The 25,483-nt window shown below is 69.5% G+C and carries 21 protein-coding genes; 9 read left to right on the forward strand and 12 right to left on the reverse strand.

Annotated elements, in window-relative coordinates:
- The first annotated feature begins 15 nt into the window (after positions 1-15).
- Positions 16-951, forward strand: coding sequence for a UDP-3-O-acyl-N-acetylglucosamine deacetylase (gene lpxC, locus ABDJ40_RS11130; protein WP_269630061.1), 936 nt, complete (start codon positions 16-18; stop codon positions 949-951).
- 20 nt (positions 952-971) lie between these two features.
- Complete coding sequence (locus ABDJ40_RS11135; protein ID WP_347609637.1) at positions 972-1,157, forward strand: hypothetical protein; 186 nt, start codon at positions 972-974, stop codon at positions 1,155-1,157.
- Between the two features lie 28 nt (positions 1,158-1,185).
- On the opposite strand, the gene ABDJ40_RS11140 is transcribed toward ABDJ40_RS11135, so the two are convergent.
- Together ABDJ40_RS11140 and ABDJ40_RS11145 are read right to left on the reverse strand one after the other, a co-directional pair.
- On the reverse strand, positions 1,186-2,982 hold the full coding sequence (locus ABDJ40_RS11140) for an ABC transporter ATP-binding protein (RefSeq protein WP_347609639.1): 1,797 nt from the start codon (positions 2,980-2,982) through the stop codon (positions 1,186-1,188).
- On the reverse strand, positions 2,972-4,723 hold the full coding sequence (locus tag ABDJ40_RS11145) for an ABC transporter ATP-binding protein (protein WP_347609641.1): 1,752 nt from the start codon (positions 4,721-4,723) through the stop codon (positions 2,972-2,974). The genes ABDJ40_RS11140 and ABDJ40_RS11145 overlap by 11 nt, the downstream gene beginning before the upstream one ends.
- A 678-nt stretch (positions 4,724-5,401) precedes the next feature.
- On the opposite strand from ABDJ40_RS11145, the gene ABDJ40_RS11150 reads away from it, so the two are divergent.
- Both ABDJ40_RS11150 and ABDJ40_RS11155 read left to right on the forward strand, forming a co-directional pair.
- On the forward strand, positions 5,402-8,461 hold the full coding sequence (locus ABDJ40_RS11150) for an ExeM/NucH family extracellular endonuclease (RefSeq protein ID WP_347609643.1): 3,060 nt from the start codon (positions 5,402-5,404) through the stop codon (positions 8,459-8,461).
- A gap of 17 nt (positions 8,462-8,478) precedes the next feature.
- The gene (locus tag ABDJ40_RS11155; protein ID WP_347609645.1) at positions 8,479-8,982 is read left to right on the forward strand and encodes a PEP-CTERM sorting domain-containing protein; all 504 of its coding nucleotides are present in this window, start codon (positions 8,479-8,481) and stop codon (positions 8,980-8,982) included.
- Between the two features lie 50 nt (positions 8,983-9,032).
- Here ABDJ40_RS11155 and ABDJ40_RS11160 read toward each other — a convergent pair whose 3' ends face one another.
- The gene (locus tag ABDJ40_RS11160) at positions 9,033-9,353 is read right to left on the reverse strand and encodes a hypothetical protein (protein ID WP_347609647.1); all 321 of its coding nucleotides are present in this window, start codon (positions 9,351-9,353) and stop codon (positions 9,033-9,035) included.
- A gap of 271 nt (positions 9,354-9,624) precedes the next feature.
- On the opposite strand from ABDJ40_RS11160, the gene ABDJ40_RS11165 reads away from it, so the two are divergent.
- Complete coding sequence (locus tag ABDJ40_RS11165) at positions 9,625-10,077, forward strand: hypothetical protein (RefSeq protein WP_347609649.1); 453 nt, start codon at positions 9,625-9,627, stop codon at positions 10,075-10,077.
- 165 nt (positions 10,078-10,242) lie between these two features.
- Entirely contained in the window at positions 10,243-11,337 is a 1,095-nt protein-coding gene (locus tag ABDJ40_RS11170; protein WP_347609651.1) for a serine hydrolase domain-containing protein, read from the forward strand.
- Between the two features lie 343 nt (positions 11,338-11,680).
- Here ABDJ40_RS11170 and ABDJ40_RS11175 read toward each other — a convergent pair whose 3' ends face one another.
- The 4 genes from ABDJ40_RS11175 to ABDJ40_RS11190 form a co-directional block, all read right to left on the reverse strand.
- Positions 11,681-12,679: an anti-sigma factor family protein gene (locus ABDJ40_RS11175; protein WP_347609653.1), complete on the reverse strand. Its 999-nt coding sequence runs from the start codon at positions 12,677-12,679 to the stop codon at positions 11,681-11,683.
- Positions 12,680-12,707: 28 nt separating this feature from the next.
- Positions 12,708-13,280 carry an RNA polymerase sigma factor gene (locus ABDJ40_RS11180; RefSeq protein ID WP_347609655.1) on the reverse strand — a complete coding sequence of 191 codons (573 nt, stop codon included), beginning with the start codon at positions 13,278-13,280 and terminating at the stop codon, positions 12,708-12,710.
- The gene (locus tag ABDJ40_RS11185; RefSeq protein ID WP_347609657.1) at positions 13,277-13,654 is read right to left on the reverse strand and encodes a hypothetical protein; all 378 of its coding nucleotides are present in this window, start codon (positions 13,652-13,654) and stop codon (positions 13,277-13,279) included. The genes ABDJ40_RS11180 and ABDJ40_RS11185 overlap by 4 nt, the downstream gene beginning before the upstream one ends.
- Positions 13,655-13,786: 132 nt before the next feature.
- Positions 13,787-16,534 carry a M9 family metallopeptidase gene (locus ABDJ40_RS11190; RefSeq protein WP_347609659.1) on the reverse strand — a complete coding sequence of 916 codons (2,748 nt, stop codon included), beginning with the start codon at positions 16,532-16,534 and terminating at the stop codon, positions 13,787-13,789.
- 297 nt (positions 16,535-16,831) lie between these two features.
- Here ABDJ40_RS11190 and ABDJ40_RS11195 point away from each other — a divergent pair, with 297 nt between their 5' ends.
- Positions 16,832-19,516: a TonB-dependent receptor plug domain-containing protein gene (locus tag ABDJ40_RS11195; RefSeq protein ID WP_347609661.1), complete on the forward strand. Its 2,685-nt coding sequence runs from the start codon at positions 16,832-16,834 to the stop codon at positions 19,514-19,516.
- 163 nt (positions 19,517-19,679) lie between these two features.
- Positions 19,680-20,270 carry a GNAT family N-acetyltransferase gene (locus ABDJ40_RS11200; protein ID WP_347609663.1) on the forward strand — a complete coding sequence of 197 codons (591 nt, stop codon included), beginning with the start codon at positions 19,680-19,682 and terminating at the stop codon, positions 20,268-20,270.
- A gap of 1 nt (position 20,271) precedes the next feature.
- Here the strand turns inward: ABDJ40_RS11200 and ABDJ40_RS11205 are convergent, their stop codons facing one another.
- The 3 genes from ABDJ40_RS11205 to ABDJ40_RS11215 all read right to left on the reverse strand — a co-directional run bounded on the left by ABDJ40_RS11205 (position 20,272) and on the right by ABDJ40_RS11215 (position 23,717).
- Positions 20,272-21,546 (reverse strand): DEAD/DEAH box helicase, encoded by a 1,275-nt coding sequence (locus ABDJ40_RS11205; RefSeq protein WP_347609665.1) that lies wholly within the window; start codon positions 21,544-21,546, stop codon positions 20,272-20,274.
- Positions 21,543-22,883: an ATP-dependent RNA helicase DbpA gene (dbpA, locus tag ABDJ40_RS11210; RefSeq protein WP_347609823.1), complete on the reverse strand. Its 1,341-nt coding sequence runs from the start codon at positions 22,881-22,883 to the stop codon at positions 21,543-21,545. Before dbpA ends, ABDJ40_RS11205 begins: the two co-directional genes overlap by 4 nt.
- Before the next feature lie 192 nt (positions 22,884-23,075).
- Positions 23,076-23,717: an esterase/lipase family protein gene (locus ABDJ40_RS11215; RefSeq protein ID WP_347609667.1), complete on the reverse strand. Its 642-nt coding sequence runs from the start codon at positions 23,715-23,717 to the stop codon at positions 23,076-23,078.
- Between the two features lie 203 nt (positions 23,718-23,920).
- On the opposite strand from ABDJ40_RS11215, the gene ABDJ40_RS11220 reads away from it, so the two are divergent.
- Complete coding sequence (locus tag ABDJ40_RS11220; RefSeq protein ID WP_347609669.1) at positions 23,921-24,325, forward strand: nuclear transport factor 2 family protein; 405 nt, start codon at positions 23,921-23,923, stop codon at positions 24,323-24,325.
- Between the two features lie 12 nt (positions 24,326-24,337).
- Here ABDJ40_RS11220 and ABDJ40_RS11225 read toward each other — a convergent pair whose 3' ends face one another.
- Both ABDJ40_RS11225 and ABDJ40_RS11230 read right to left on the reverse strand, forming a co-directional pair.
- Entirely contained in the window at positions 24,338-24,949 is a 612-nt protein-coding gene (locus tag ABDJ40_RS11225; protein WP_347609671.1) for a LysE family translocator, read from the reverse strand.
- Positions 24,950-25,158: 209 nt separating this feature from the next.
- Positions 25,159-25,470: a hypothetical protein gene (locus tag ABDJ40_RS11230; protein WP_347609673.1), complete on the reverse strand. Its 312-nt coding sequence runs from the start codon at positions 25,468-25,470 to the stop codon at positions 25,159-25,161.
- Positions 25,471-25,483: the final 13 nt, after the last annotated feature.

Consider the following 25,483-nt stretch of genomic DNA (forward strand, 5'->3'; position numbering starts at 1 on the left):
GCCGACAATGGGCGGATGCTCAAGCAAAGAACCCTGAAGTCGCTGACCCGCGCCGTCGGCGTGGGCATCCACAGCGGCCAGAAGGTCGAGATGACCCTGCGGCCCGCCGCCCCGGACACCGGCATCGTCTTTCGCCGCATCGATCTCAACACGCCCGTGGACATCCCCGTGCGCGCCAGCACCGTCTGCGACACCCGCATGGCCACCACCGTGAGCCCCGGCGGGGACCCGGGCGCGCCGCGCGTTCAGACCATCGAGCACCTGCTCTCCGCCTGCGCGGGCCTGGGCCTGGACAATCTCTACGTGGACATCAATGCCGACGAGGTCCCCATCCTCGACGGCTCCGCCGCCAGCTACGTCTTCCTGCTGCAGAGCGCCGGCATTCAGCTGCAGGACGCCCCCAAGCGCTTCCTGCGCGTGAAGAAGACCGTGGAGGTGCGCCAGGGCGAGGGCAAGCGCCTCATGTGGGCCCGCCTGGAGCCCTTCCACGGCTACACGCTGTCCTTCCAGATCGAGTTCGACAATCCGGCGGTGGCCGCCACCGGCCAGCAGTTCACCTTCGACATGGGCTCCGGCCAGTACAAGAAGCAGATCGCCCGTGCCCGCACCTTCGGCATGACCAAGGACATCGAGCTGATGCGCTCCCGCGGCCTGACCCTGGGCGGCGCCATGGACAACGCCATCGTGGTCGACGACTACCGCGTGCTCAATGCCGACGGCCTCCGCTACGACGACGAGTTCGTCAAGCACAAGATCCTCGACGCCATCGGCGACATGCACGTCGCCGGCCACCCGCTGCTGGGCGCCTACACCTCCTTCAAGGGCGGCCACGCCCTGAACAACCAGCTGCTGCGCGCCTTGCTGGCCGACGAGGCCAACTACGAGATCGTCAGCTTCGAAGACGAGCGCGAGGCGCCGCAGGGTTTTGCGGCGCTGGCGCCGGCCTGGTGAGCTGAGGAAGGATCGCCGCCATGATGCTCTTCCGCCTCGTCTTCGGCCTGCTCCTGCTGGGCGCGCTGCTGTGCTTTGCGATGTACATCGGCACGCGCCAGCCCCTGTGGCGGCGGCGCGGGCAGCTGCTGGTCAAGTGGACGATCCTGGCGGCCTTCGGCTTCTTCGGCGTGCTGCTGCTGGAGCGTCTGGCCGTGATGCTCTGAGCGCGGGCGGCCGGGCAGGCCGCGCCGCTCATTCCTCCAGCGCCTGCAGCTGCACGAGCCGCTGGTAGATTCCGCCCTCGATGGTCATCAGCACGTCGTGCGTGCCCCGTTCGGCCAGGCGGCCGTGGTTGAGCACCAGGATCTGGTCCGCCTCGCGGATGGTGGAGAGCCGGTGCGCGATGGCGATCACGCTGACCTGGCCGTGCAGCTCGCGCAGGGCCTCGGAGATGAGGGCCTCGGTGGCGCTGTCGATGCTGGCCGTGGCCTCGTCCAGAAAGAGCACGCGCGGCGCGCCGGCCAGGGCGCGGGCCATGGCGATCAGCTGCTTCTGGCCGGTGGAGACCCGCGCGCCGCCTTCGCCCAGCAGGGTGTCGTAGCCCTGGGGCAGGGAGGCGATGTAGTCGTGGATGCGGGCCTGCCGCGCGGCGCGGACCATGGCTTCCTCGGAGATGTCCCGGCCCATGGTGATGTTCTCGCGCGCCGAGGCCGCCATCAGGTAGGGCTCCTGCGGGACCAGGCCCACGGCGTCGCGGAAGGCGGCGTCGGGGATGTGGGCCAGGGGCTGGCCGTCGATCAAGACCTGACCCTGCTGCGCCTGGTAGAAGCGCAGCAGCAGGGCCAGCAGGGTGCTCTTGCCCGAGCCCGTGTGGCCGACGATGCCGGTGAAGCTGCCCGCGGGGAAGCGCAGGTCCAGGTCCTTCAGCACCCACAGGGGCTGGCCCTCGGCCGTGTCCTTGTAGGCGAAGCTCAGGCGCTGGACGCTCAGCTCGCCGCGCGTGATGTGCGCACCGTCCTGCTGCTGGCTGGCTTCGCCCGCTTCCTGCAGCAGCGCGCGCACCCGCGAGGCCGCCACCATGGACTGCTGCAGCTGGCCGAACTGCATGGTGATCTGGATCAGCGGCTCCACCACTCGCGAGATGTAGCTCAGGAAGGCATAGAGCAGGCCCACCTCCATGGCCTCGCCCAGGCCGGCCACATGCAGGGCCTCGCGCTGGCCGAAGCCGTAGATGAGCGTGATGATCAGCAGCACGTTGAGCAGGTCCAGCGCCGGGCGCAGCAGCCAGGCATTGGCGCGCAGCTCGGACACGCGGGCCGCCCAGTGCCGGCCATTGGTCTGCTCGAAGCGCTGGGCAAAGCGCCCGGCCGCGCCGGTGGCCTGCAGCACGGCCATGCCGGCGAGGCTTTCGGCCATCTGGGCGTTGATGTCGGAGCGCAGCTCGCGTGCGCGCTGCACTGCCGGCGCGCTCCAGCGCTGGTAGAGCCAGATGATCAGCACGCTGGCCGGCACCAGGGCCAGCACGATCAGCATCAGGTGCCAGTCCAGCCAGGCCATGGCGGCCAGGGCGCCCAGGATCACGAGGCTGGAGTCCAGCATCACGTAGAGCACCTGGCGGTAGAGCTGGTTGACGGCCTCGGTGTCGTTGGTGACGCGGCTCAGCAGCTGGCCCGAGATGGAGCGGTCGAAGAAGGCCATGGGCAGGCCCATGACGTGGGCGAAGACGCGGTCGCGCAGGCGCAGCACCGAGCGCCGGGCCACGCCGGCCATGCGGGTCAGCTGGGCATAGCGCACCCAGGAGGCCGTCCAGCCGCACAGCAGCAGGCCCGCCAGCAGCGCGGCCATGGCGGGCAGCTCGAACTGGCGCGGCAGCAGGTGCTCGTCGATGAAGCGCTTGCCCAGGGCCGGGCCCAGGGCCTCCAGGCCGGCGGCGATCAGCAGCCACAGCGCGCCCCAGCGCAGGCTGCGCTTCTCGGGGCGGGCCGCTTCCAGCAGCAGGCCGACGGCACGCCAGGGGCTCGGGGCCTTGTTCTTGTCCTCAGGCTGCATCGAGCGAGGCCTCCAGTTGTTGATAGCGCCACTGCGCGGCATACCAGCCACCCAGGGCCAGCAGGGCCTCGTGGGTGCCGCGCTCGACGATGCGGCCGGCCTTCAGCACCACGATCTCGTCCGCTTCCATCACGGCGCTGAGGCGGTGGCTCACCACCACCAGGCCGCGCTCGGGATGCTGCCGGCGCAGCTCGCGCAGGTGAGACAGGATCTGGGTCTCGGTGCCGGTGTCCACGGCGGAGAGGGCGTCGTCCAGCATCAGCAGGGGCGCCTCGCTGAGCAGGGCGCGGGCGATGGCCACGCGCTGGCGCTGGCCTCCCGAGAGCGTCACGCCGCGCTCGCCCACCAGGGTCTCGTAGCCCTGGGGCAGGGCGGCGATGTCCTCGTGCACCGCGGCCAGGCGAGCCACCTGCTCGATGGCCTCGCGGCCGGCCTCGGGGCGGGCCAGGGCGATGTTCTCGGCGATGGAGGCCGAAAAGAGGAAGGGCTCCTGCGGCACCCAGGCCAGGCCGCGGCGCAGGGCCTCCAGGCGCACGTCCACCAGGGGCAGCTGGCCCAGCAAGACCTGACCCTCGCTCGGCTCGAACTGCCGCAGCAGCAGCTTCAGCAGGGTGGACTTGCCCGAGCCGGTGGGGCCCACGATGCCCAGGGTGCGGCCGGGCGCCAGGCTCAGGCTGATGTCGCACAGCGCCTGGCGCTCGCTGCCGGGGTAGCCGAAGCCCAGGCTCTGCAAATGCAGGGGCACCTCGGTGGGCATGGCCAGGCGGCCGCCGTCGTGCAGGCTCAGCGGTGCGTCCAGCACGGGCTGCAGGCGCCCCCAGGCGGCGCGGCCGCGCTCCAGCAGGGACAGCACCCAGCCCGCCGCGAACATCGGCCAGATCAGCTGGCCCAGGTACATGGTGAAGCTGGTCAGCTGGCCGATGCTGAGCTCCTGGCGGGCCACCAGCCAGCCGCCCAGGCCCAGGGCGATGACGGTGGCCGCCGTCAGCGCCATGCCCACCGCAGGCTCGTAGGCGGCCTCCCAGCGCTGGGCGCGGAAGGCGGCCTCGCCGGCGTGGTCGGCCAGCTCATGGAACTGGCGGCCGGCCCGCGGAATCAGGCCCAGGGCGCGCAGGGTTCGCACACCGGCCAGGCTTTCCTGGGCATGCTGGTTGAGGCTGGAGAAGCGGGCGAGCGAGTCTTTCCAGGCCAGATGCACATGGTTGGAGATGAACCAGAAGGCCAGGGCCATCAGCGGGAAGGGAAGCAGGGCGGCAAGGCCCAGGCGCCAGTCCACGCCCAGGGTCATCATGCCGAGCACCAGGATCAGGGTGAGGCTGCCGTCGAAGGCGGCCAGCAGGGCCTCGCCGGCGGCCATCTCGACGGCGTCGATGTCATTGGTGGCCAGGGCCATGAGGTCGCCGGTGCGCTGGGCCTGGAAGAAGGCCGGGCCCTGCAGGGTCATGCGCTCATAGAGCCGGGTGCGCAGCTCGCGCCCGAGGCGGTAGGCCGCCGCGAAGAGCTGCAGCCGCCAGCCCACGCGCAGCAGATAGATGGACAGGCCCGCCGCCAGCAGCAGGCCCAGCTGCATCAGCAGGTCCGGGCCCTGCAGCCGGCCCTGGGCCAGGCCGTCGACCAGATGGCCCACCTGGCGCGGAATCCAGACGGTCAGCAGGGCGATGCTGGCCAGCATCACGGCGGACGAGGCATAGGCACGCCAGTGCCGGGCCACGAAGGCCGAAAGAAGGCGGGAGAGTGTCATGGGGGGCGGAGCTTAAGCGCATCCGGCAAGCGCGTGCGCCGCTCATTGTGCCAAGGCCGCTCAGACGCATCCAAAGGTGACACCGCCCGGCCAAGCCCGGGTCGAGGGCGCGGGCTGTTGCCTGGCTTCCACATGGTTTGCCCCAGGGCGCGGCGGGCCGCTGGCGCCCCGGCATGGGGCGTCACGGGCTGCGTTCCCGGGCGATGCCCCTGGGCACGGCACTTGCCTGCCTCCGCCCCTGCGTCAGCTTGACGCAGGGCAGGATCGGCGCAGGCCAGGCAAGACCCGACCCCGCTAGTTCTGACACGTGAATTTGTCACAAGCGCTCGCTAGCATGCGCCTGCGTCGTGGCAGAGGTTGTGGGCCGGGCGCGAACCGTGCCACACAGAGGCACCCATGGCGAGCCATGGGATTTCAAGACGGGAACGGACTGAGGAAGGATCGAGGAAGGGCCGGACGAGCCAGGGGCGTGCCTGCGGGCAGGGCCAGGAGAGCGCAAACCTTTGCGACTCCCGGTCACCGCAAAGGCTTGCCTCCGTGCGTCGCCTGCCTTTCGCGTGCTGTCCTGCGGTCTTCATGCGGCGTCCCTGCCGCCCTGGCTTGCGGATCCCCGGCGGCCCCGGGGGGCCTCTCCTGTGCACGACGGTCTACCCCCTAGCAGCACACGAGATGCAAACCATGAAGCTCAAACCCTTGGCATTCCTGCTGGCCGCGGCCTTCGCCGCGCCGGCGGCCCTGGCCTCGCCCAGCGGCGTCGTGATCAGCCAGATCTACGGCGCAGGTGGCAACAGCGGCGCCACCTACAAGAACGACTACATCGAGATCTTCAACGCGGGCGCCAGCGCGGTGAACGTCGGCGGCTGGTCCGTCCAGTACGCCTCCTCGGGCGGCAGCAGCTGGCAGGTGACCGGCATCCCCGCCGGCACCCAGCTGCAGGCGGGCCAGTACCTGCTGATCAGGCAGCAGGCCGGCGCGGGCGGCACGGTGGACGTGCCGGGCGACGTCAATGGCAACATCCCCATGTCCGCCACGGCGGGCAAGGTGGCCCTGGTGCGCAGCACGGCGGCCCTGAGCGGCACGAACCCGGCCGGGGTCGAGGACATCGTCAGCTTCGGCAGCGCCGCCACGCCCACCGAGGGCTCGCCCACGCCCACGCTGAGCGCCAGCAGCGCCGCCTTCCGCGCGGCCGAGGGCTGCACGGACAGCAACAACAACAGCGCCGACTTCAGCCTCGCCGCGCCCCTGCCGCGCAACAGCGCCAGCCCCTTCAAGGCCTGCGGCGGCACGCCCGTGGCCCAGCCCATCGTGCCCAGCTGCCCGGACGGCAACGCCACCTCGGGCAGCACCAGCACCCTGAGCGTCACGGCCGCCGATGCCGACAGCATCGTCAACGCCGCCAGCATCGTGGGCAGTTGGCCTGCCGGCATCACCCTGGGCAGCTTCAGCGCTGCGGGCAGTGTCGGCGGCACGGCCAGCCAGTCGGTGCGCGTGGACAGCAGCGTGCTGCCCGGCCTCTACAGCCTCAGCCTGGACTGGAGCAATGACGGCGGCCAGCACGCCAGCTGCAGCTTCAAGGTCAATGTCAGCGGCCCGGTGCCCGTCTACAAGATCCAGGGCAACGGCGCCACGAGCCCCTACGCGGGCCAGACGGTGACGACCCGCGGCGTGGTCACCAAGCTCAACAGCAACGGCTTCTTCCTGCAGGACCCGGTGGGCGACGGCGACCCCACGACCTCGGACGGCATCTTCGTCTTCACCAGCACCGCGCCTACCGTGAGCGTGGGCCAGCTCATCCAGCTCAACGCCAAGGTGGCCGAGTTCAACGTGGGCGCCGCCGGCAATGCCGGCACCCTGGCTCGCCCCCTGACCCAGCTGACCTCGCCCAGCGGCATCGTGGTGCAGGGCAGCGGCTATGCCGTCACGCCCGTGGAGGTGGACCTGGCCACGCTGCCGGCCGATGGCCTGGAAGCCTATGAAGGCATGGTCGTGACCCTGCGCGGCCCGCTGACCGTGCAGCAGAACTACTTCCTGGGCCGCTTCGGCCAACTGACCCTGGCCGCCGGTGGCCGCCTGCTCACGCCGACCAACGTGCTGCCCGCCGGTCCCGACGCCCTCGCGCTGAAGGCCGACAACCTGCGCCGCGCCATCATCCTGGACGACGGCACCTCGCTGCAGAATCCCAATCCCACGCCTTTCATGGCCGCGGACGGCACGGTGCGTGCGGGGGACACCCTGGCCACGCTCACCGGCGTGATCGACTACGGCCTGGCCACCAGCAGCAGCGGCGGCGCCGGCTCCTACAAGATCCACCCGCTGGCGGCCCCGGACTTCGCGCGCACCAACCCGCGCACGGCCACGCCGCAGGTGACCGGCGGCAATGTGCGCATCGCCAGCGCCAACGTGCTGAACTTCTTCACCACCTTCACCAATGGCCAGACCTTCGACGGCAAGACCGGCCAGGGCTGCTCGCTGGGTGGCTCGGTCTCGGCCAGCAACTGCCGCGGCGCGGACAGCCTGGCCGAGTTCCAGCGCCAGCGCGCCAAGATCGTGGCCAACCTCGCCGGCCTCAACGCCGATGTGGTGGGCCTGATGGAGATCCAGAACAACGGCAACACCGCGCTGCAGCACCTGGTGGATTCGCTCAACGCGCAGGTCGGCGCCGGCACCTATGCCATCGTGCCCACCCCCGCCCAGGGCACGGGCGACGATGCCATCCGCGTGGCCATGATCTACAAGCCGGGCAAGCTGACGCTCAACGGCGTGCCCATCTCGGACCCGGACGACGTCAACAACCGACCCCCGCTGGCCCAGGGCTTCCTGCTGGCCAATGGCGAGAAGTTCTCGGTGATCGTCAACCACCTGAAGTCCAAGGGCAGCTGCCCCTCCTCGGGCCCGGACGTGGACGACGGCCTGCAGGGCTGCTGGACGGCCACGCGCGTCAAGCAGGCGCAGCGCCTGAAGACCTTCCTGGGCACGGTGAAGAGCAGCTTCGGCACGCCGCAGGTGGTGATGCTGGGTGACTTCAACGCCTACGCCAAGGAAGATCCCATCCTCGCGCTGACCAGCGACGGCAGCATCGTCGACCAGGTCGGCCGCTTCGATCCGGCGGACTACTCCTATGTCTTCGACGCCATGGCCGGCCGCCTGGACCACGGCTTCAGCACGCTGGAGCTGAGTCCCAAGGTGGTGTACGCGACCTCCTGGCACATCAATGCCGACGAGCCCACCATCATCGACTACAACCTGGAGTTCAAGCAGCCGGCCTGCGCCAGCTGCGGCCCGGACTACTACACGCCCACCGCGTTCAAGAGCTCGGACCACGACCCCATGGTGATGGGCTTGGACCTGAGCAAGCGCTTCACCGGCACCGCGGGCAATGACACGATCGTCGGCACTGACGGCGACGACGTCATCGAAGGCGGCCTGGGCCGCGACACGCTGACCGGCGGCAAGGGCCGCGACCAGTTTGTCTTCCGCACCGGCGCCGATGGCGTGGACACCATCACCGACTTCACGCCCGGCGAGGACCTGCTGGTCTTCACCGAGCTGCTGAAGAACGTGGGCATCAGCAGCGCGGACCCGCTGGGCCAGGGCTTCATCACCTGCACGCCGTCCTCGGGCAGCGCCCTGATCGGCTACGACCCGGACGGTGCGGTGGGCACGGCCAAGTCGCGCCCCGTGGTCCTGCTCAAGGGCCTGGGCTGCAGCGCCGTGACGCCGGCCATCTTCAAGTTCTGAACCCTGAGGGATCCATCATGAAAACAATCGCATCACTGATCGCCGGCGCCGCACTGACGGCCGGCCTGAGCCTGGGCGCGCAGGCGGCGCCCGTCAGCAAGACCTTCGAGGGCCTGATCGATGCCGGCCCGCTGCTCAACGAGAGCTTCAGCGGCTTCTTCAGCTATGACGATGCCGCCCTGAGCTTCAGCGGCTTCGAGTCCGTGGCACTGAGCAGCTTCGGCCTCGATTTCCTGGGCGCCAGCCACGGCCTCAACGCCACGGCCACGGCCGACTTCCAGGACGGCATCTTCCTCGGCCTGAGCTACCTGGACGGCACGCCGGACTGGAGCCTCAGCTTCACCTCCGGCTCGTTTGACAGCAGCGATGCCTATCTGCACTACAGCCTGAAGGGCGGGGTGGAGAGCAGCGGGGCCTACACGGTGAAAGACGCGGCCTCGGCCGTGCCGGAGCCGGCGAGCCTGGCGTTGAGCCTGCTCGCGCTGGGCGGGGTGGCCCTGGTGAGGCGGCGCAAGGGCTGATCGAGTCAGCTGATTGCCTGGAGGGCGCCGCTTGCGGCGCCCTTTTTGCGTCAGGCCTGGCCCCAGTGGTTCCCGGCGAGGCCCGCCAGCCAGAGAAGAAGCCCTGCTACGGCCGCAAGAACCGTCGTGGGGGTCTCCCGGCCCGTCCCTTCGATGAACGACAGCGGGAAGGTCAGGCAGTCCAGGAGGTAGTGCTTGGGGCTGGCGCCACCCCCCAGAAACATCAACCCCAGGCCGGCCCCTTCAAGCGCGGAGAAGTGCTCTCCCCGGTAGAACGAGGCACCGGCCCAGACCAGGCTGGCCCCCGAGGCTGCAATGAAGAGCCCGCAAAGAAGGAACTCGACGACGTCATACTCCGGGTGATCGCGCATGGCGGTCATTCTGCCGCAGCGTCGGCGCCGGCCCACTGGCAGAATGCCGCGACAACGCAGGCAAAGCGCCAGACCCCCCTTACCGCCACCTTTGAAGGCGAGATCCTCCTGGATGAGCGGGATGACGGAAGGCCCGCGTGGCCGCTTCGCTCGGGCGAGTGGCGCACCGTTCTTTCTGCTTGCGTCGTTGTCTCCTCCCGCGAGAGCCAAGGACGAGGACTGAAGCCCACGGCTGGATACGCTGATCTCTTCCCCGTACTTTCGAAACGAGGTGCCCATCGCCACCATGGAAATTGCCAGCAACGACAGCCACTTCTTTCTGCGCTTCGAGCAGATGCTGACGCCCCGCTCCGTCTTTGAGGCCCAGGGCGAAGCGCATGAAGCGATTGACCTGCGGCTCGTGCAGTCGATCGATGAACTGCTGGTCCCGTCCTTGGGGAAATGGGAAGGGTCTGGCTCCTGGTTCCATCAGCTGGACTTCTATGGTGATGGGGTTCGATCTCTCACGTTCAGCCGCACCGTCTTTCCCTACGATCAAATTCGGCGCCTGCAAGCGCTGCTGCAGGGGGAGCACGCACCGTTTTGCATCCTGTGCATTGCGACGGACAAGCTGTCGCCTGCCAATGATGAGAGGGCGAGCGAGGCTGGCGATGACTATCTCGCAATCTTCGCGGAGCGCTTGCTGGCGACCAAGCCCCTTGCCGTGCAGTGCCCCAATGGGTAAAGACCTGACCCCCGGCGCAAGAACTGATCACGTCCGCTGACCGCGAGGAGGGTGCTGCATGCGGCGCCCATTTTCCTTCTTCGATGCGCCCTCCCCAAACTTTCGCCACCCTCGGCAGCACTGGCTACATTGCGGCGGATTCGAGGCTTCGCAGGGCAAGGTGCCATGGCATTCAGGAAACTCAAGGCTTCACTTTTCGTCGCGGCGCTGCTGGGCCTGATGCCGGCCCTGGGGCAGGCCCGGAGCGCCGTCGAGCAGGCGAATGCACAGGCGCGGCAGCTGGTCCAGCAGACCATGCAGGAGCGCCGCATTCCGGGGTTGCAGCTGGCCGTGGTCAAGGACGGGCGGGTGGTGCTCTCTGAAAGCTATGGCCTGGCCCATGTGGAGAACCGCGTGCCGGTGAGCGCCAGCACCCTGTTCCCCATCAACTCCGCGACCAAGGCCTTCACCGGCGTCGCGATGATGCAGCTGGCCGAGGCGGGGCTTGTCGATCTGGAGGCGCCGGTGTCGCGCTATCTCGAGGACCTCCCGGAGGCCTGGCGGGGCATTCGGGTCCGCCAGCTGCTTGCCCACACCTCGGGTCTGCCCGAGATCGTGGATCAGCCCGGCCCGACCACGGGCGCCACCGAGGACAGCATGTGGCAGGCCGTCAGGCGGCAGCCCCTGGTGTCGGCGCCCGGCGACCGTTTCGCCTACAACCAGACCAACTATGGCCTGCTGGCGCAGATCATCGTCAAGCAGGCGCGCAGGCCTTACGAGCAGTACCTGGCCGACGGGCAGTTCGCCGTGGCCAAGATGCGGCTGAGCACCTTTGGCGACAGCTATGACCCGGTGCCCAATGCGGCCACCATCTACAGCTACTTCCCGCGCCGCACGCTCGCACCGAACGATGCCCAGCGCCTCTCCCGCTGGATCTACGACATCCCCTACAGCCTGCACGCGGGCGGGGGCCTGATGAGCACGGCCGACGAGCTGGCGGCCTGGCTCATCGCCCTGACGCAGGGCCGGCTCCTCAGCAAGGACAGCCTTCAGGCCATGTGGACGCAGGAGACGCTGAACAACGGAGCGCGCGGCGACTGGGCGGCGGGCTGGCCGGTGCTGTCAGCCAGGCCGCGGCAGATCGCCGGCATTGGCGGCCATCGGGCGGCGTTCATGGTCTACCCGGACGAAGGCCTCGCTGTCGTCGTGCTGACCAATCTGGTGGGCGGGAACCCGGAGCTGTTCATTCCCAGGATCGCCGCGTTCTACAGGGCGCCGTAGCAGGGGCGCCCGACAAGCGACTGGCCATGCATCGCCTCCGCCTTCACTACAGTCCCGCCCTCATTCGACCGTCAGCGGGGTCACGACCGTCAGCGGGGTCAGGCCCTAAGTATGACGTCCCGCCGCAGTTGATCTTGAATTGAGGCACGTGGCCTCTGGTCCCCATGGGGAGCCGCCCGCGCGCTCCTTGCACCCGATGCGCAACTCGCGTGGACGGTCGATGCCGACAGCCATTTCGAGGCGATGAGCAAGTACTACGAGTACATGGGACGGGGGGTGTACAGGTCAGAGTTCCCGGAGTTCGACAAGCAGCCGTACTCTCAGTGGTTCGACCAGCACGCCCTCACCCCTGCAACTCCCGATACACCCTCTGACTCAACTGATCGAGCTGCTCAGCTCCCACCGAGCCGCTGAGCGCATACGCCAGCGCCCCATCCATCCAATAGATGCTGCGGGTGAGCAGCTCCCCCTGGCGCTGTTCGCTCCGCCTGAAGGCGGTGCCACTCTCGCGGCCCGCGGGGCTGCCGTCGACGGCGATGTAGAGGGTCAGGCGTTGCCCCTCGGCGTTCTCGTACATCAGCTGGGCGCGGGCGAGCGAATGGCTGGTGACGACCTCGCCGGCAGGCAGCAGGCGGCCGCCCATCAGGCGGTAGCCCTCGGACTGCAGGTCCGGTGCGCGCAGGGGCTGGCCCAGGCGCTTGGAGAGCCACTGCATGAGGTGGTCCTGCTCGCTGGCGGCCACCTCGACGGGATGGCGGCGCTCGACCTGGTAGACGGCATGGGCGATGGCGGCGTCGCGGACGAAGGCCGGCGGCGCGGACGGCCGCAGCGCGGCCTGCGAGGGGCCCGCGGCGCCGGCCTCGTGCTGGCCCCAGTACCAGCCCAGGCCGGTGCCTGCAGCGCCCGAGACGGCCACGCTGCCCATCAGCAGCCACATCGCGGCCTGGCGGTGGGCCCACCAGGGCAGGGAGACGGCCGCATCGGCAGCGCCGGAAGCTGCTGCGTCGGGGCCTGAGGCGGTGGTGTCGTCGGTCAGGCGGCCAGATTCCGCGGCCGCCTTGCGCCAGCTGTCGAGCAGCCGCGCGGGCACCGGCTGCTGGAGCTCGTCGGCGTGCAGCGCCTGCAGGGCCTCGCGCTGGGCCTGCCAGTCCTGCACCCTGGCCGCCAGCTCGGGCCAGTCCTGCAGCTGGCGGCGCAGGGCCTGGGCCTCGTCGGAGGTCAGCTCACCATCCACGAGCGCATGCAGGCTGGCTTCGTCCGGAGGTGGCAGGGACGGCGGCGGTGTGGGGGTCAGGTCTTGCCTGGCATTGCCGGGGCCGTGGGGGTCGTGGGGGGCACTCATGCGGATTCCTGGGGCAGCTGGGCCGGGCTCATTTGACGACGCGCAGGCCAGGCGCGCCGGCCGCGGGGCGGGCGGGCTCGTTCATGAGCACGCGCAGGCGCTCCCGGGCGCGGGAGAGGCGGGACATCACCGTGCCCACGGGCACGTCCAGCACCTGGGCGGTGGCTTCGTAGCTGAGCTCTTCCACGCAGACCAGCAGCAGGACCTCGCGGGCGGCCGGGGGCAGGGCGGCGAGACCGCGTTCGAGGTCCAGGCGGAGCTGGAGCTGCTCATGGGGGCGATGCTGCCAGTGCGAGGCGTGCAACTCATGCGGCGCCTGGGCCGCCTGCGCCTCAAGGGACTCGTCCAGGCTTTCCATGCGGGCGGCCTGTTCGTCACGCCACTGGTTGAGAAAGCGCCGGTGCATCAGCGTCAGCAGCCAGGCTCGCAGCGCGGCACCGGGGACACGCTCCACCGCCGGCGCCACCCAGAGATGGGCCTTGCGCGCGGCATGCTCCAGGGTGTCCTGCAGCAGGTCGTCGGCACGGCTGGCATCGCCCGTCAGCAGGCGCGCATGGCGTCGCAGCCGGGGCAGGTGGGGGAGCGTGTCGTCCAGGGTCATGGGGTGGCGAGGTGCCAGACCTTGTTGAAGCCGTCGCCGGTGCGGTCGCCGGGCTTCTGGTCCTTGGTCCAGTAGTACAGCGGCTTGCTCTTGTAGGCCCACTGGCGGCTGCCGTCGTCGCGGGTGATCACGGTCCAGTCGCCGCCGGCCTTGGCATCGGCCGCGGCCATCAGCGGCGGCCAGTTGGCGGCGCAGGGCCCGTTGCAGGCGCTCTTGCCGGCGCTGTCCTTGTCGAAGGTGTAGAGCGTCATGCCGTTGGCACCGACCAGGGCGCCGTCCTGCGCGCGGGCGGGCGAGGGCGGGGCGCTGGCGCAGGCGGCCAGGGTCAGGGCGATCGTGGCGATCAGGGGCAGGGCGAGGCGAGGGTGCTTCATGGGCGTCTCCTGTTGAGGTGAAGGTAGAACACCGCGGCCAGGCCGAATATTCCATCGCCCTCGAAAAAAGAAAAGGGCCGGCAAGTGCCGGCCCTTCCTGTCTTCAGCGCAGGCGCTGTGTCAGTCTGCCCATCAGTCCGCCGTGGCGGCGATGCTCAGGTTGCCGTAGCCGGGCGTCAGCATCACGTAGACCCAGGTGCCCGAGGGCAGGCCGCTGAGGCGGCAGGTCTCGGTGTTGCCGGATGCGACCGAGCGGCAGCCATAGTCCGAGGTGGACGGCCAGGCGTTGTGCTTCAGGTAGACGTCCGCATTGCCGGTGCCGCCCGTGGTCTTGACGGTGATGGCGCTCTTGCCGGTGGGCACGAGCACGGCGTACCAGCCGGGGTTGCTGCCATTGCTGGTGAGACCGGTGCGCACGCAGCCGTTGGTGTTGAGCGCATAGCTGCTGGTATCGGTGCAGACAGGGCCCTGGCTCCAGTCCGGGGTGGCGGGCTGCAGGGGCAGGTCGCTGAACATGCCGCGCAGGTCGGCGGAGACGAAGTCGCTGCGGGGCACCACCATCACGTAGACATAGCCGGCACCGCGCGTCTGCAGGGGCAGGCGCAGGTCGGTGTTGCTGCCGCCGACCTTGAAGTCGTAGTCCGTCGTGCTGGGCCAGCCGGTGGCCTTGGCGTAGACGTCCGCGCCGCCCTTGAGGTTGGACAGGCGGAAGATGGCCAGTTCCCAGCTGTTGGCATTCATCGAGAAGCTGAAGGGACCGGTGCCGCTCAGAGCGCGGCTGCAGCCATTGGCCAGGACGCTGGTGCTGGAGAGCTTGCAGGCGCCGATGGCGTCGGCGTTCAGCAGCGGCAGGGTGTTGGCGCGGCGGCTCGTGCAGTTGGAGCTGGCGAGGTCGCCGTTGCCGATGCACTGGCTCAGCCAGGACTTGAAGTCGGCGTCCAGGCTGGTGCCGATGGCGTCGATGCGGTTGCTGTAGCCGGCGTAGTCACCCTTGCGCATCAGGGGCAGGAAGGCCTGGTCCTGGCTGGGCTGGCGCTCCAGCATGTAGCGCACGGCGAGGTAACCCCAGTTGTAGACCCGGGTCTGGCCGCTGCTGTAGGTGTTGCGCATCACTTCGCTGAGGGCCACGGGCGCGGTCTGGGCGCGCGAGGTTGCGTCGGCGTTGTAGGCACGGCGGTAGCTGTAGGACACGTATTCGGCCACGCCCTCGATCCACCAGACGGAGGAGTTCTTGACGGTGCCGTTGAGCTCCAGCGGATAGGCACCGAAGCCGCCCCACAGGTTGTAGCGGCCGTCGAGGTAGTGGGTGAACTCGTGGTTCAGGTTCCAGATCTCGAAGCCGGCCAGCCAGTCGGCACGGTGAGCCAGGAAGCGGGCCTGGTTGCCAGGCTGGGAGGGATCGCCTTCCAGGTAGATGCCGCCGTTGTTGGTGTCATTGCCGAACAGGAAGCCCGAGAAGCGCGAGTACTGGGCGTAGCTGTCGAAGACCACCAGCTCCAGCTTGGCATTGGTGTCGTTGGCCACCGGCTGCGAGGCATTGGTGCCGAACAGGCCATGGAAGTAGCCGGTCTGGTTGCTGATGCTGGTGCAGGTGTCGACCAGCTGCTGGCTGGTCATGGCCTGGGCGCGGATCACGTACTGCGTGCCGCAGGCATAGGTGATCGGCAGCTTGATGCGGGCCACGGTGTCGTAGGCATTGCAGGTGCCGTAGCTGCCGCAGTTGGCGCTGTCGTACTTGTCGACCATGGTGCCGGCACGCATCCAGGCGTCGATGGTGGCGTCGTCACTGGCCTTGTAGCTGCTGAGCTGGTTGACACCCAGGGGGCGCACGGTGCTGGTCAGGGCCGGATAGCGCAGGAAGCGCAGCATCTCGCCCATGGCATTGGCCAGGTGGTAGCCATAGCTGGTGCCGGCCTGGGCGCGGTTGCGGGTCAGGAAGGCGTCCAGCGAGCGGGCATAGCTGGCGTCGTTGGCCACGGCGGCGGCGTAGTCGTCCTGGCCGTCGCCGTAGAACAGCACGTTCATCGCGGCCAGGATGGTCTCGTTGGTCCAGTAGCCGGTGGCGAAGGTGCTGGCCTGGGTCTGGTCGATCCAGCGCCTGGCGACGGGCGCCATGCTGGCGGCAAAGCCCGAGGCTGCGGTCTTGAAGACTTCGCTGGCGAAGTAGGCGTTGTCCTCGGTCTGGTTCATGAAGGCCGGGGCGCTCATCAGCTGGGTCAGGGCGCCGCGCGCCGAGTTCAGCATGGCGGTGCTGCCGGCGGGGATGCCGTTCCAGCTGTCGCCGCGTACCGACATGTAGTTCCAGTAGCCGGCCGTGCGCAGGAAGGACAGCAGGTTCATGGCCTTGTTGCTGTCGGTCCCGTTGTAGCCGAGGGCGCGGCGCTTCAGTTCATCGGCGACGGTGATGATGTTGGCGTCGCTGAACACCGTGCGGTACTGGGCGGCCGAACCGATGTAGAGCTTGTACATGCAGTCGCGCAGGGACGCGTTGTCGATGAAGCCCAGCAGGGTGCTGCCGCTCTTGCCGACGAAGTCGTTGCCCGTGCAGACCGTCGTGCCGGAGGCCAGGGTCTTGACCGCCAGGCTGCGACGGCGGGCGCTGCTGGTCTCTGGCTTGTGGTTCTCGCGCTGCAGGGGCGGGACCAGGCTGTCCGCATTGCGCAGGGGCAGCTGGGAGGGGTGCAGGCCCTTCTTGCCCACATGCTCACCCTGCAGGGGTTCGCCGGGCAGGCTGCTGTTGGCCTGCTGGGCCTGGAGGGCACGCAGGCTGGCCGTGTCGGCCGCCTGGGCGCCGGACACAGCGCCCAGGCCAAAGGCCAGCGCCAGCCAGGGCGCGGCATGGCGTAGCGGGGGCCATGCATTTCTTGAGGTTTCGGACATCTTGGTCTCCGTTGAGGGGGTGTTGTGCACGCCGCCGGGCGTGCCGCGCACATTTCAAGATGTATTCCGCAAAAATGCCATGAATATATGCATAGCATGCCGTAAACACCGAGACCGAGGGAGGCGGACGGCGTCAGGTGTCCCAATCTGTGCCAATTCGGGTCAATTCGGGCCCTGGGGCAAGTCCTTAGATAAATATATTGCTGAAATGCCAGAATTATTCGTGAAGGATACAAGTCCTTTCGCCGCACGACGGCACCCCTTCAGCGTCACAGAACACCCCCTCGAGGAGACTCCATGAACCGCCACCTCCAGCGTCCGCTACCGGCCCGGCTGAGCCTGCTTGCCTGCGCCCTGGCCGCGCTCGCCGCACAGGCCCAGGCGCAGACCGCCGCCCAGGATGCGCCTGCAGAGAAGCCGCCCCAGACCTTGCAGCGGGTCGAGATCGTCGGCTCCAGCATCAAGCGCATCACGGCCGAGGGCCCCAGCGCCATCGCCGTCTACAAGCGCTCGGACATCGAGGCCACCGGGGCCACCTCGACCGTGGAGTTGCTGTCCAAGATGGCCGCCGTGACCGCCTTCGATGACGGCAACAACAGCAACTCCTTCTCCGCCGGCGCCACCAGCGCCAGCCTGCGCAACATGGGTGCCCAGAACGTGCTGGTGCTGCTCAATGGCCGCCGCCTGGCCAACTACGCCTTCGCGGCCGGCACCGACACCCCCTTCGTGGACCTCAACACCATCCCGCTGGCAGCGGTGGAGCGGGTCGAAATCCTGCGCGACGGCGCCTCAGCGCTCTATGGCTCGGATGCCGTGGCCGGCGTGATGAACTTCGTCACCAAGACCGACTACCAGGGCATCGAGCTGGCCGGCAAGCTGGGCCAGCGCACGGCGGGCGACCAGCGCCGCGGCGAGTTCAGCCTGACGGCCGGCCACGGGGACTTTGACCGCGATGGCTACAACCTGCTGGCCATGGTGGCGGCCTCCCGCCGTGACCCGGCGCTGGCAGGCAAGCACAGCCTGACCCGCAGCACCGACCTGCGCCCCTACGGCGGTCTGGACCTGCGCGACACCGGCCGCAGCCCCGGCTCCATCCAGCGCATCGACGAGGGCTACCGCAAGGCGCATCCGGCCTGCCCGGCGGCCCAGGTGGAGGTGGACAACATCGGTGACGAATACTGCCGCACCGACATCGCCGCGGACGCCCGTCTGGGCCCCACCCTGGAGCGCGTCAACGCCTCGCTGATGGGCAGCAAGTCCCTGGGCGGCAACACCAGCCTCTTCGGCGAGCTGGTGCTGGGCCACAACAAGACCGACTGGCGCGGGGGCTATCCCACGATGGAGTCGGGTGTCGACCACCGCGTGACGCCGGGCATGGCCGCCTATGTGCCGGCCCTGGGCCGCTGGGTGGATGACAAGGGCGTGGTCCACGAGAACAGCCCCCTGCAGGCCTACCGCTCGGTGGACGAGGCCGGCGAGCGCGGCACGCGCTCCCTGGTCACCAGCAGCCGGGCCCTGGCCGGCGTGCGCGGCATGTATGGCAACTGGGACTGGGAGGCGGCCGCCATGTTCAGCCGCAGCCGCGGCGACCAGACCGAGTTCAACATGCTCAAGCGCGATGCCGTGCTGAACGCGCTGGCCAATGGCGGCTACAACCCCTTCGTGCCGGTGAACAGCCGCGCCGCTGCCGAAGCCCTGCTGACCGACATCACCAAGCAGGCCACCTCCACGCTCAACACCCTGGACGCCAAGGTCAGCAACCCCGAGCTGACCCGCTTCCTGGGCGGTCCCCTGGGCATGGCGGCCGGCGTGCAGTTCATGCACGAGAGCATGAAGGAGGTGGCCGATCCGCAGCTGGCCGCCAAGAACATCGAGAACTGGAGCGGCACCTCCTCGGACGGCAGCCGCAAGGTGGCCTCCGGCTTCGTCGAGTTCAACCTGCAGCCCAACAAGGCCACCGAGATCCAGCTGGCCCTGCGCAGCGACCACTACAGCGACTTCGGCACCACCACCAATCCCAAGATTGCCGTGGCCTTCCGTCCCAACAGCGACTGGCTGCTGCGCGCGGGCTTCAACACGGCCTTCAAGGCGCCCTCGCTGCCGCAGATGCACATGGGCTCGACCAACGCCTATCCCGGCGAGGGCATCCGCGACTGGATCCGCTGCAAGCCCATGGGCCTGGACTACAACCAGTGCGCCTACTACCCGCGCCTGACCTATGTGCCCAACGAGCAGCTCAAGCCCGAGCGCAGCGACATCTGGAGCGCCGGCCTGGCCTTCAATCCGTCCAAGGCCCTGAACACCACGGTGGACCTGTACTACCTGAAGCAGAAGGACTCCATCAACCTGCTGGACGGCCAGTACCTGATCGACCACGAGTTCGACATCCCCGGCTACGCCGAGCTCGTCACCCGGGACCCGCGCAACCCCGTGCTGGAGCAGCGCTACCCGGGCCTGAAGAACGGCCGCCTGAAGTACCTGACCCTGCCCTACATGAACGTGGGTGGCGTGGAGACGGGCGGCGTGGACTGGACCCTGCGCCTGGAGCAGCAGTGGGCCGGCATCCGCTTCTGGCTGGAGAACGAGTACAACGCCATCCTGCGCTACAAGTCGGCCTTCACGCCTGATGGCGACCTGCAGGATCGCGTGGGCGGCTACAGCCAGGAGAAGTGGCGCAACACCCTGCGCGTGGGCGGCGAGCGTGGCGCCTGGCGTGTGCAGCTCAATGGCCTGACCTATGCCGGCGTGCTCAACGTCAGCAGCCCGGCCGTGCTGCAGCCCGGCGTGGACCCCGGCCGCATGCCCAGCCGCACGGTGTGGGACCTCTCGGTGGGCTACACCGGCTGGAAGGACCTCAAGCTCAACCTGACGGTGCTGAACATCTTCGACATCAAACCGCGCTTCTCCACCGGCTACGGCGGCTTCTACGACGACCGCTACGGCCCCACCATCCAGCTGGCTGCCCGTTACACCGTGCGCTGAGTCCGCGTAACTCTTGTCTCTGCTGCTGAGCTCATCAGCGGCTCTTCGGTTCTGGTACCTGCATGCCAGTCCCTTGTGGCCCCGCCTCGTGCGGGGCTTTTTTTTTGAGAGCAGCGGCAGGCGCTGTGCACGGGTGCGCAGTAATGCCGTTAGCATGCCCGCCATGCGCACCTCCCAGATCCAGCCCTTCACCTCGGAAACCCTGCCTATCCTTGCGGCCTCGCCGGATGGCGGCCGCACGGCCCGCCTGCAGGTCTCCGTGATGGCCGAGGAAGACATCGTGGCGTTGGCGCGGCAGCTGTGGCACGAGGCGGTGTACCGGCACATCGGCGGGCTGCCGCCGGCGCCCTCGGAGGTGGAGGACTGGCTGCGGCGCACGCTGGCGGGGCCCCCGGCCAGCGAGCCGCCTCAGCGCTGGCTCAACTACACCTTGCGCCGGCAAGACAGTGGCGCGTACGCCGGCCTGCTGCAGGCCACGCTGCATGAGGGCATCGCCGAGGTGGCCTACCTGCTCGCGCCCGCGCAATGGGGGCAGGGCCTGGCCGGCGAAGCCCTGTGCTGGCTGCATGGGGAGCTGGCCCGTGTGAGCCCCGGCACGCCCTGTTGGGCGACGACGCTGCCGGCCAATGAACGCAGCTGGCGCCTGCTTGAGCGCTGCGGCTATGCGCGCGTCGCGCCCGCACTGGCGCCGGTGCTGATGACCTTCGAGCCCGGGGACTGGGTGTTCCGGCGGCAGGGGCCGCCCGAGGGCTGACTTAGCCGCCCGCGGCCCGCAGCTTGTCCTTCTTGCTGGGCCGCCGGCCCTTGATCCCGCCGCTGGCGGCGCCCGGTGGCGCCTCCTCGGTCGGCTCGAAGCCCGCCAGCTGCTCGCGGGCCACGCGCCGGCCCTGGCGTTTCTCGATCAGGCGGAAATGCGCCTCGGTGGCGGCACTGACAAAGCTCACGGCCAGTCCTTGGGCCCCGGCCCGCGCGGTACGGCCGATGCGGTGCACATAGTCCACCGTGGAGCGCGGCAGGTCGTAGTTGACCACCACAGGCAGCTGGGCGATGTCGATGCCGCGGGCGCCGAGGTCCGTGGCCACCAGCACGCGCAGCTCACCGGACTTGAAGGCTGCCAGCACCTGAGCGCGCGCGCCCTGGCTGGCATCGCCATGGAAGGCCGCGGCGGCCAGGCCGGCGCGGCGCAGCTTGTCGGCCACGTGGTCGCAGGCATAGCGCGTGGCCACGAAGACCAGCACGCGCGGCCACTGCTCCTGCTCGATCAGCTGGCGCAGCAGGGGCGTGCGCCGGGCGGCATCGACGGTGATGGCGCGCTCGGTGAGCTTGCGGTCACCCGGCTCCACATCGAGGGTCAGGTCTTGCCCGATCTCCACCCGCAGCGGATCGTGCAGCAGTTGCTCGGACAGCGCTTGCACCGAAGCCGGGAAGGTGGCGGAGAACAGCAGGTTCTGCCGCTGCGCCGGCAGCAGGGCCAGCACGCGGGCGAGCTCTTCGGCGAAGCCGGCGTCCAGCAGGCGGTCGGCCTCGTCCAGCACCAGGCAGCGCAGGGCCGCGAGCGAGAGGCCGTTGTGCTCGACCACATCCAGCAGCCGGCCTGGCGTGGCCACGACGATGTCCGCGCCGCCGCGCAAGCCCATCAGCTGCGGGTTGATGGACACGCCGCCGTAGAGGATGGACACCCGCACCGATACCGCCAGGCAGCGCGCCGCAGCCCGCAGCAGCGCGCCCGCCTGAGCAGCCAGCTCGCGCGTGGGCACCAGCACCAGCACCTGCGGGTGGCGCGCGGCGCCGGCCGCGGCCTGGCCGTTCTGCCGCTCGACCTGCTGCAGCACGGGAAAGGCGAAGGCCGCCGTCTTGCCCGAGCCCGTCTGGGCCGAGGCCAGCACATCGCGCCCGGCCAGCGCCGCGGGGATGGCCGCGGCCTGCACCGCCGTGGGCGCCTCGAAGCCCAGCTCGCGGGCGGCCTTCAGCAGCGCGGGCGAGAGGCCCAGGGCGGCAAAGCTGGCGTCGGTGTCCGGGGCCGTGCTCACAGCGCGCGCACCTTCACCGACTTGCCCTTGACCCGACCCGCATTGAGCGCCTGCAGGGCCTGCTGGGCGATGCTGCGGTCCACCGCCACATAGGTCGAGAACTCGTTGACATTGATCTTGCCGATCAGGGCGCCGGCGAAGCCCATGTCCTTGGTCAGCGCGCCCAGCACGTCGCCCGGGCGGATCTTTTCCTTGCGGCCGCCCAGGATCTGCAGGGTGACCATGGGCGGGTGCAGGGGCTCGCCGTCCTCGGCCGGTGTCAGCTCTGCGAGCGGGTGCCAGGTGAAGGGCGAGCCCTGCGCATGCTCGATGCGGCCTACGGCGCCCATTTCGTCCAGGCTGGCCAGGCTGAAGGCCCAGCCTTCGCCGTCGGCCCGGCCGGTGCGGCCCACGCGGTGGGTGTGGACCTCGGCGTCGGGCGTGATGTCGACATTGATCACGGCCTCCAGCTGCGCGATGTCCAGGCCGCGCGCGGCGACGTCGGTCGCCACCAGCACGCTGCAGCTGCGGTTGGCGAACTGCACCAGCACCTGGTCGCGGTCGCGCTGGTCCAGGTCGCCGTGCAGTTCCAGGGCCGCGATGCCTTCGGCGCGCAGCACGGCCACCAGGTCGCGGCACTGCTGCTTGGTGTTGCAGAAGGCCAGGGTGCTGGCCGGGCGGAAGTGGTTGAGCAGCAGGCCTACGGCGTGCAGGCGCTCGGCCTCCGTCACCTCGTAGAAGCGCTGGCGGATCTTGGTGGCCGCGTGGGCCTCCTTCAGCCGCACCTCCTGCGGATCGCGCATGAAGCGCGAGGCCATCGCGCTGACGCCCTCCGGGTAGGTGGCCGAGAACAGCAGGGTCTGGCGGGCCTTGGGCGCGCAGGCGATCACCTGGGCGATGTCCTCGGCGAAGCCCATGTCCAGCATGCGGTCGGCCTCGTCCAGCACCAGGGTGCTCAGGGCGGAGAGGTCCAGGGTCTCGCGCTGCAGGTGGTCCAGGATGCGGCCCGGCGTGCCCACGACAATGTGCGCGCCGTGCGCCAGGCTGGCCAGCTGGTTGCGCACGGGCACGCCGCCGCACAGGGTCAGGGCCTTGATGTTGTCCTCGGCGCGGGCCAGGCGGCGGATCTCCTGCGTCACCTGCTCGGCCAGCTCGCGCGTGGGGCACAGCACCAGGCCCTGCACCGCGAAGCGCCGCGGGTTCAGGTTCATCAGCAGGGGCAGGGTGAAGGCCGCCGTCTTGCCGCTGCCGGTCTTGGCCTGGGCGATGAGGTCCTTGCCGGCCAGCGCCAGCGGCAGGCTCGCCGCCTGGATGGGCGTCATCGCGAGGTAGCCCAGCTGCTGCAGATTGGCCTGCATGGCGGGCGGCAGGGGCAGGGTGGAGAAGGAGGTGGCGGTGCTGGAAGCGCCGGCGGTGGCGGTGGGCTGGGAGGCAGCCGTCGGGCTGCTGGGGGTGCTGCGGGTCATGCGTGATTGTCGGTCATGCGGGCCTGGGCCTCGCAAGCCGCGGCGGCTGTGGCGGCCGGAAGTCCGTGCTGCAGTGCCGGAAGCTCAGGCCGGCGGGCCCTGGAACCAGCCGTGCAGGGCCTCCAGGGCCTGGGCATTGGCCGGGATGAAGGCATGGCTCGCCGCGACGGCAAAGGCCGGCAGATGCCCATGCTGCGGCGCGCGGGCCTCATCGACCGCCACCATGCCGTCGTTCCCCAGGCTCTGGCCGAAGAAGCAGCCGAAGACGCCCAGCCAGGGCCAGGTGCCGTAGACACAGGCCGTGGGCACCCCGGGCAGCGGCACCTGCGCCATCAGCGCCTGCTGGGCCGCGAACTGCCCGCATTCGCCGGACATCCAGCGGTACAGGCGCCAATGCCGCAGCCGCATGGCCAGCCGCATGGCCGTCAGCGGCGAGGCCAGCAGGGCCACCTTGACCGGCCGGATGCCCTCGGTCTGCAGGTCCGCCAGGGCCAGGCGCAGCAGCACGCCGCCAAAGGAATAGCCGATGGCATGGAACTCGCCCTGGGCGGCCACCTGGCGCAGGTAGTCACGCAGCCGGGCGCGTATCTCGTCCACCGACTGGCGGGACGGGGCGTAGTCGAAGCAGTGAACCTGCTGGCCCTTGCCCTGGAAATGGCGGATCAGGCGGCCGCGCATGTAGCGCTTGCCGCCGACGCCGTCGATGAATGCAATGTGGGAAGCCATGGTGTCTTGTGCCGGGACTGCGCGCCGCCCGGGGCGGGCCCCGGCGGCCGCATTGTGCCGGAGCGGCCTCACCTGCGCACGGCGGGCCGGGCGAAATGCGACTGTGTCGCCTGTGGCGTCTGTGCCAGGGGGGCTGCAGTGCAAGGCATGGCAATTGCCCGGCCCGGCCGACCCCGTCCAATGCCTGACCCAAGGAGACGCACATGCCTCACGACCTCACCACCCTGCAGACGCTCCAGGCCCTGGAGATCCGCTACTGGCAGGCCATCAAGGACAAGGACGCCGAGACGGCAGCCGCCATGAGCGAAGACCCCTGCCTGGTCGTGGGCGCCCAAGGTGTGGGGGAGCTGAGCCGGGCTGCGCTCGGCAAGATGCTCGAGGGCGGGGCCTACGAGCTGAGCAATTTCGCGCTGGAGGACTTCCGCCTGCGCCCGCTCGGCGAGGACGTCGTGGCCGTGGCCTACAAGGTCCGGGAGACGCTGGAGCTGGAAGGCCAGACGCTCAAGCTGGAGGCCTTCGATGCCAGCGTCTGGGTCCGGCGCGACGGGCAGTGGACCTGCGCGCTGCACACCGAATCGCTGGCGGGCGATCCCTTCGGGCGACGCTGAGGGTGCCGCGCCTCAGCGGCTCAGCAGCCGCACCCCGAAGCCCAGCAGGCACACGCCCGCCACCCGGCGCAGCCACAGGCTCATGCGCGGGCTGCCACGCACGCGCTCGCCCAGGTGATGCGCCAGCAACACGGCCACCAGGCCGTAGGCGAAGGTGAGGGCCGCGATGGTGGCGGCCATCACGCCGAAGGTGAGCAGCCCGCGGTGCCGCGCGGGGTCGACGAAGAGCGGGAAGAAGGCCATGTAGAAGACGATGGCCTTGGGATTCAGCAGCGTGATCAGCATCGCCTGGCGCAGGAAGTGGCCGGGCCGCAGCTGCAGTGCCGCGGCCTCACCGGGCCTGGCACGCAGCATCTGCCAGCCCAGCCAGCCCAGGTACAGCGCGCCGCCCCACTGCACGACGCTGAAGGCCGTCGGCGAAGCCGCAAGCAGGGCCGCCACGCCGGCCACGGCGGCCCACATCAGCACCTGGTCCCCCAGGATCACGCCCAGCGTGGCCGCCATGCCGCCGCGCACGCCGCCCTGCGCCGTGGCGCTGATCAGGGCCAGATTGCCCGGCCCGGGGATGGCCAGGAACACCAGCACGGCGATGACGAAGGCGGGGTAGTCGGCGATGCCCAGCATGAGCGGCTCCAGGTCGGGGGAGCCCGCATGGTAAGGATTCAGGCTGGCGCGGACCTTGCGCGCGCTGACAGCGCAGCAGTTCCTGCGCCCGCACTGCGCCACACGCTTCGCTTGCCGCCATGCTCAAGCGGAACAGGCGCCAGGGCCAGAGGCAGGCCCTGCCAGGCAGCGCATTGCGGCGAACCCTGCGGCACGTCAGTCCGGGCCATTCATTTGCAGACCAGGCAGAGGCTGCTGAGCGCTGTCAAGAGGCCCACCAGCAGCAAACCGACCATGAGCAGCGCGATCCATCCGAGCGCGGCCGCCATCGTGAAGGCGGTGCTTCTGACGACGCCTACCAGGACAGCCAGCAAGAGCAGCAGTACCGCGGGCACCTTTAGCAGGGCAAACAGTGTTGAGGCGAGGAAGAAGGGGCCGGAAGCCATTGCCAGCAGCACGACAAGCACGAAGCGATGCTTGGCGTGTGGATCGAGAGGCGTCGCGTCGCTGGCCTCGGCGTTCTGGCCCTCCAGGTCGCGCACGAGCTCCGTACTG

This window comes from Roseateles flavus (genome assembly GCF_039872765.1).
Classification (GTDB): domain Bacteria; phylum Pseudomonadota; class Gammaproteobacteria; order Burkholderiales; family Burkholderiaceae_C; genus Roseateles_B; species Roseateles_B flavus.

What these genes read in the sequence shown, in the direction of transcription:
- ABDJ40_RS11150 (WP_347609643.1), top strand. Translation starts at nt 5,402, where the DNA reads ATGAAGCTCAAACCCTTGGCATTCCTGCTGGCCGCGGCCTTCGCCGCG.
- ABDJ40_RS11160 (WP_347609647.1), bottom strand. Translation starts at nt 9,353, where the DNA reads ATGCGCGATCACCCGGAGTATGACGTCGTCGAGTTCCTTCTTTGCGGG.
- ABDJ40_RS11195 (WP_347609661.1), top strand. Translation starts at nt 16,832, where the DNA reads ATGAACCGCCACCTCCAGCGTCCGCTACCGGCCCGGCTGAGCCTGCTT.
- ABDJ40_RS11220 (WP_347609669.1), top strand. Translation starts at nt 23,921, where the DNA reads ATGCCTCACGACCTCACCACCCTGCAGACGCTCCAGGCCCTGGAGATC.
- ABDJ40_RS11185 (WP_347609657.1), bottom strand. Translation starts at nt 13,654, where the DNA reads ATGAAGCACCCTCGCCTCGCCCTGCCCCTGATCGCCACGATCGCCCTG.
- dbpA (WP_347609823.1), bottom strand. Translation starts at nt 22,883, where the DNA reads ATGCAGGCCAATCTGCAGCAGCTGGGCTACCTCGCGATGACGCCCATC.
- ABDJ40_RS11170 (WP_347609651.1), top strand. Translation starts at nt 10,243, where the DNA reads ATGGCATTCAGGAAACTCAAGGCTTCACTTTTCGTCGCGGCGCTGCTG.
- ABDJ40_RS11155 (WP_347609645.1), top strand. Translation starts at nt 8,479, where the DNA reads ATGAAAACAATCGCATCACTGATCGCCGGCGCCGCACTGACGGCCGGC.
- ABDJ40_RS11175 (WP_347609653.1), bottom strand. Translation starts at nt 12,679, where the DNA reads ATGAGTGCCCCCCACGACCCCCACGGCCCCGGCAATGCCAGGCAAGAC.
- ABDJ40_RS11225 (WP_347609671.1), bottom strand. Translation starts at nt 24,949, where the DNA reads ATGCTGGGCATCGCCGACTACCCCGCCTTCGTCATCGCCGTGCTGGTG.
- ABDJ40_RS11145 (WP_347609641.1), bottom strand. Translation starts at nt 4,723, where the DNA reads ATGACACTCTCCCGCCTTCTTTCGGCCTTCGTGGCCCGGCACTGGCGT.
- lpxC (WP_269630061.1), top strand. Translation starts at nt 16, where the DNA reads ATGCTCAAGCAAAGAACCCTGAAGTCGCTGACCCGCGCCGTCGGCGTG.
- ABDJ40_RS11200 (WP_347609663.1), top strand. Translation starts at nt 19,680, where the DNA reads ATGCGCACCTCCCAGATCCAGCCCTTCACCTCGGAAACCCTGCCTATC.
- ABDJ40_RS11190 (WP_347609659.1), bottom strand. Translation starts at nt 16,534, where the DNA reads ATGTCCGAAACCTCAAGAAATGCATGGCCCCCGCTACGCCATGCCGCG.
- ABDJ40_RS11180 (WP_347609655.1), bottom strand. Translation starts at nt 13,280, where the DNA reads ATGACCCTGGACGACACGCTCCCCCACCTGCCCCGGCTGCGACGCCAT.
- ABDJ40_RS11215 (WP_347609667.1), bottom strand. Translation starts at nt 23,717, where the DNA reads ATGGCTTCCCACATTGCATTCATCGACGGCGTCGGCGGCAAGCGCTAC.
- ABDJ40_RS11135 (WP_347609637.1), top strand. Translation starts at nt 972, where the DNA reads ATGATGCTCTTCCGCCTCGTCTTCGGCCTGCTCCTGCTGGGCGCGCTG.
- ABDJ40_RS11140 (WP_347609639.1), bottom strand. Translation starts at nt 2,982, where the DNA reads ATGCAGCCTGAGGACAAGAACAAGGCCCCGAGCCCCTGGCGTGCCGTC.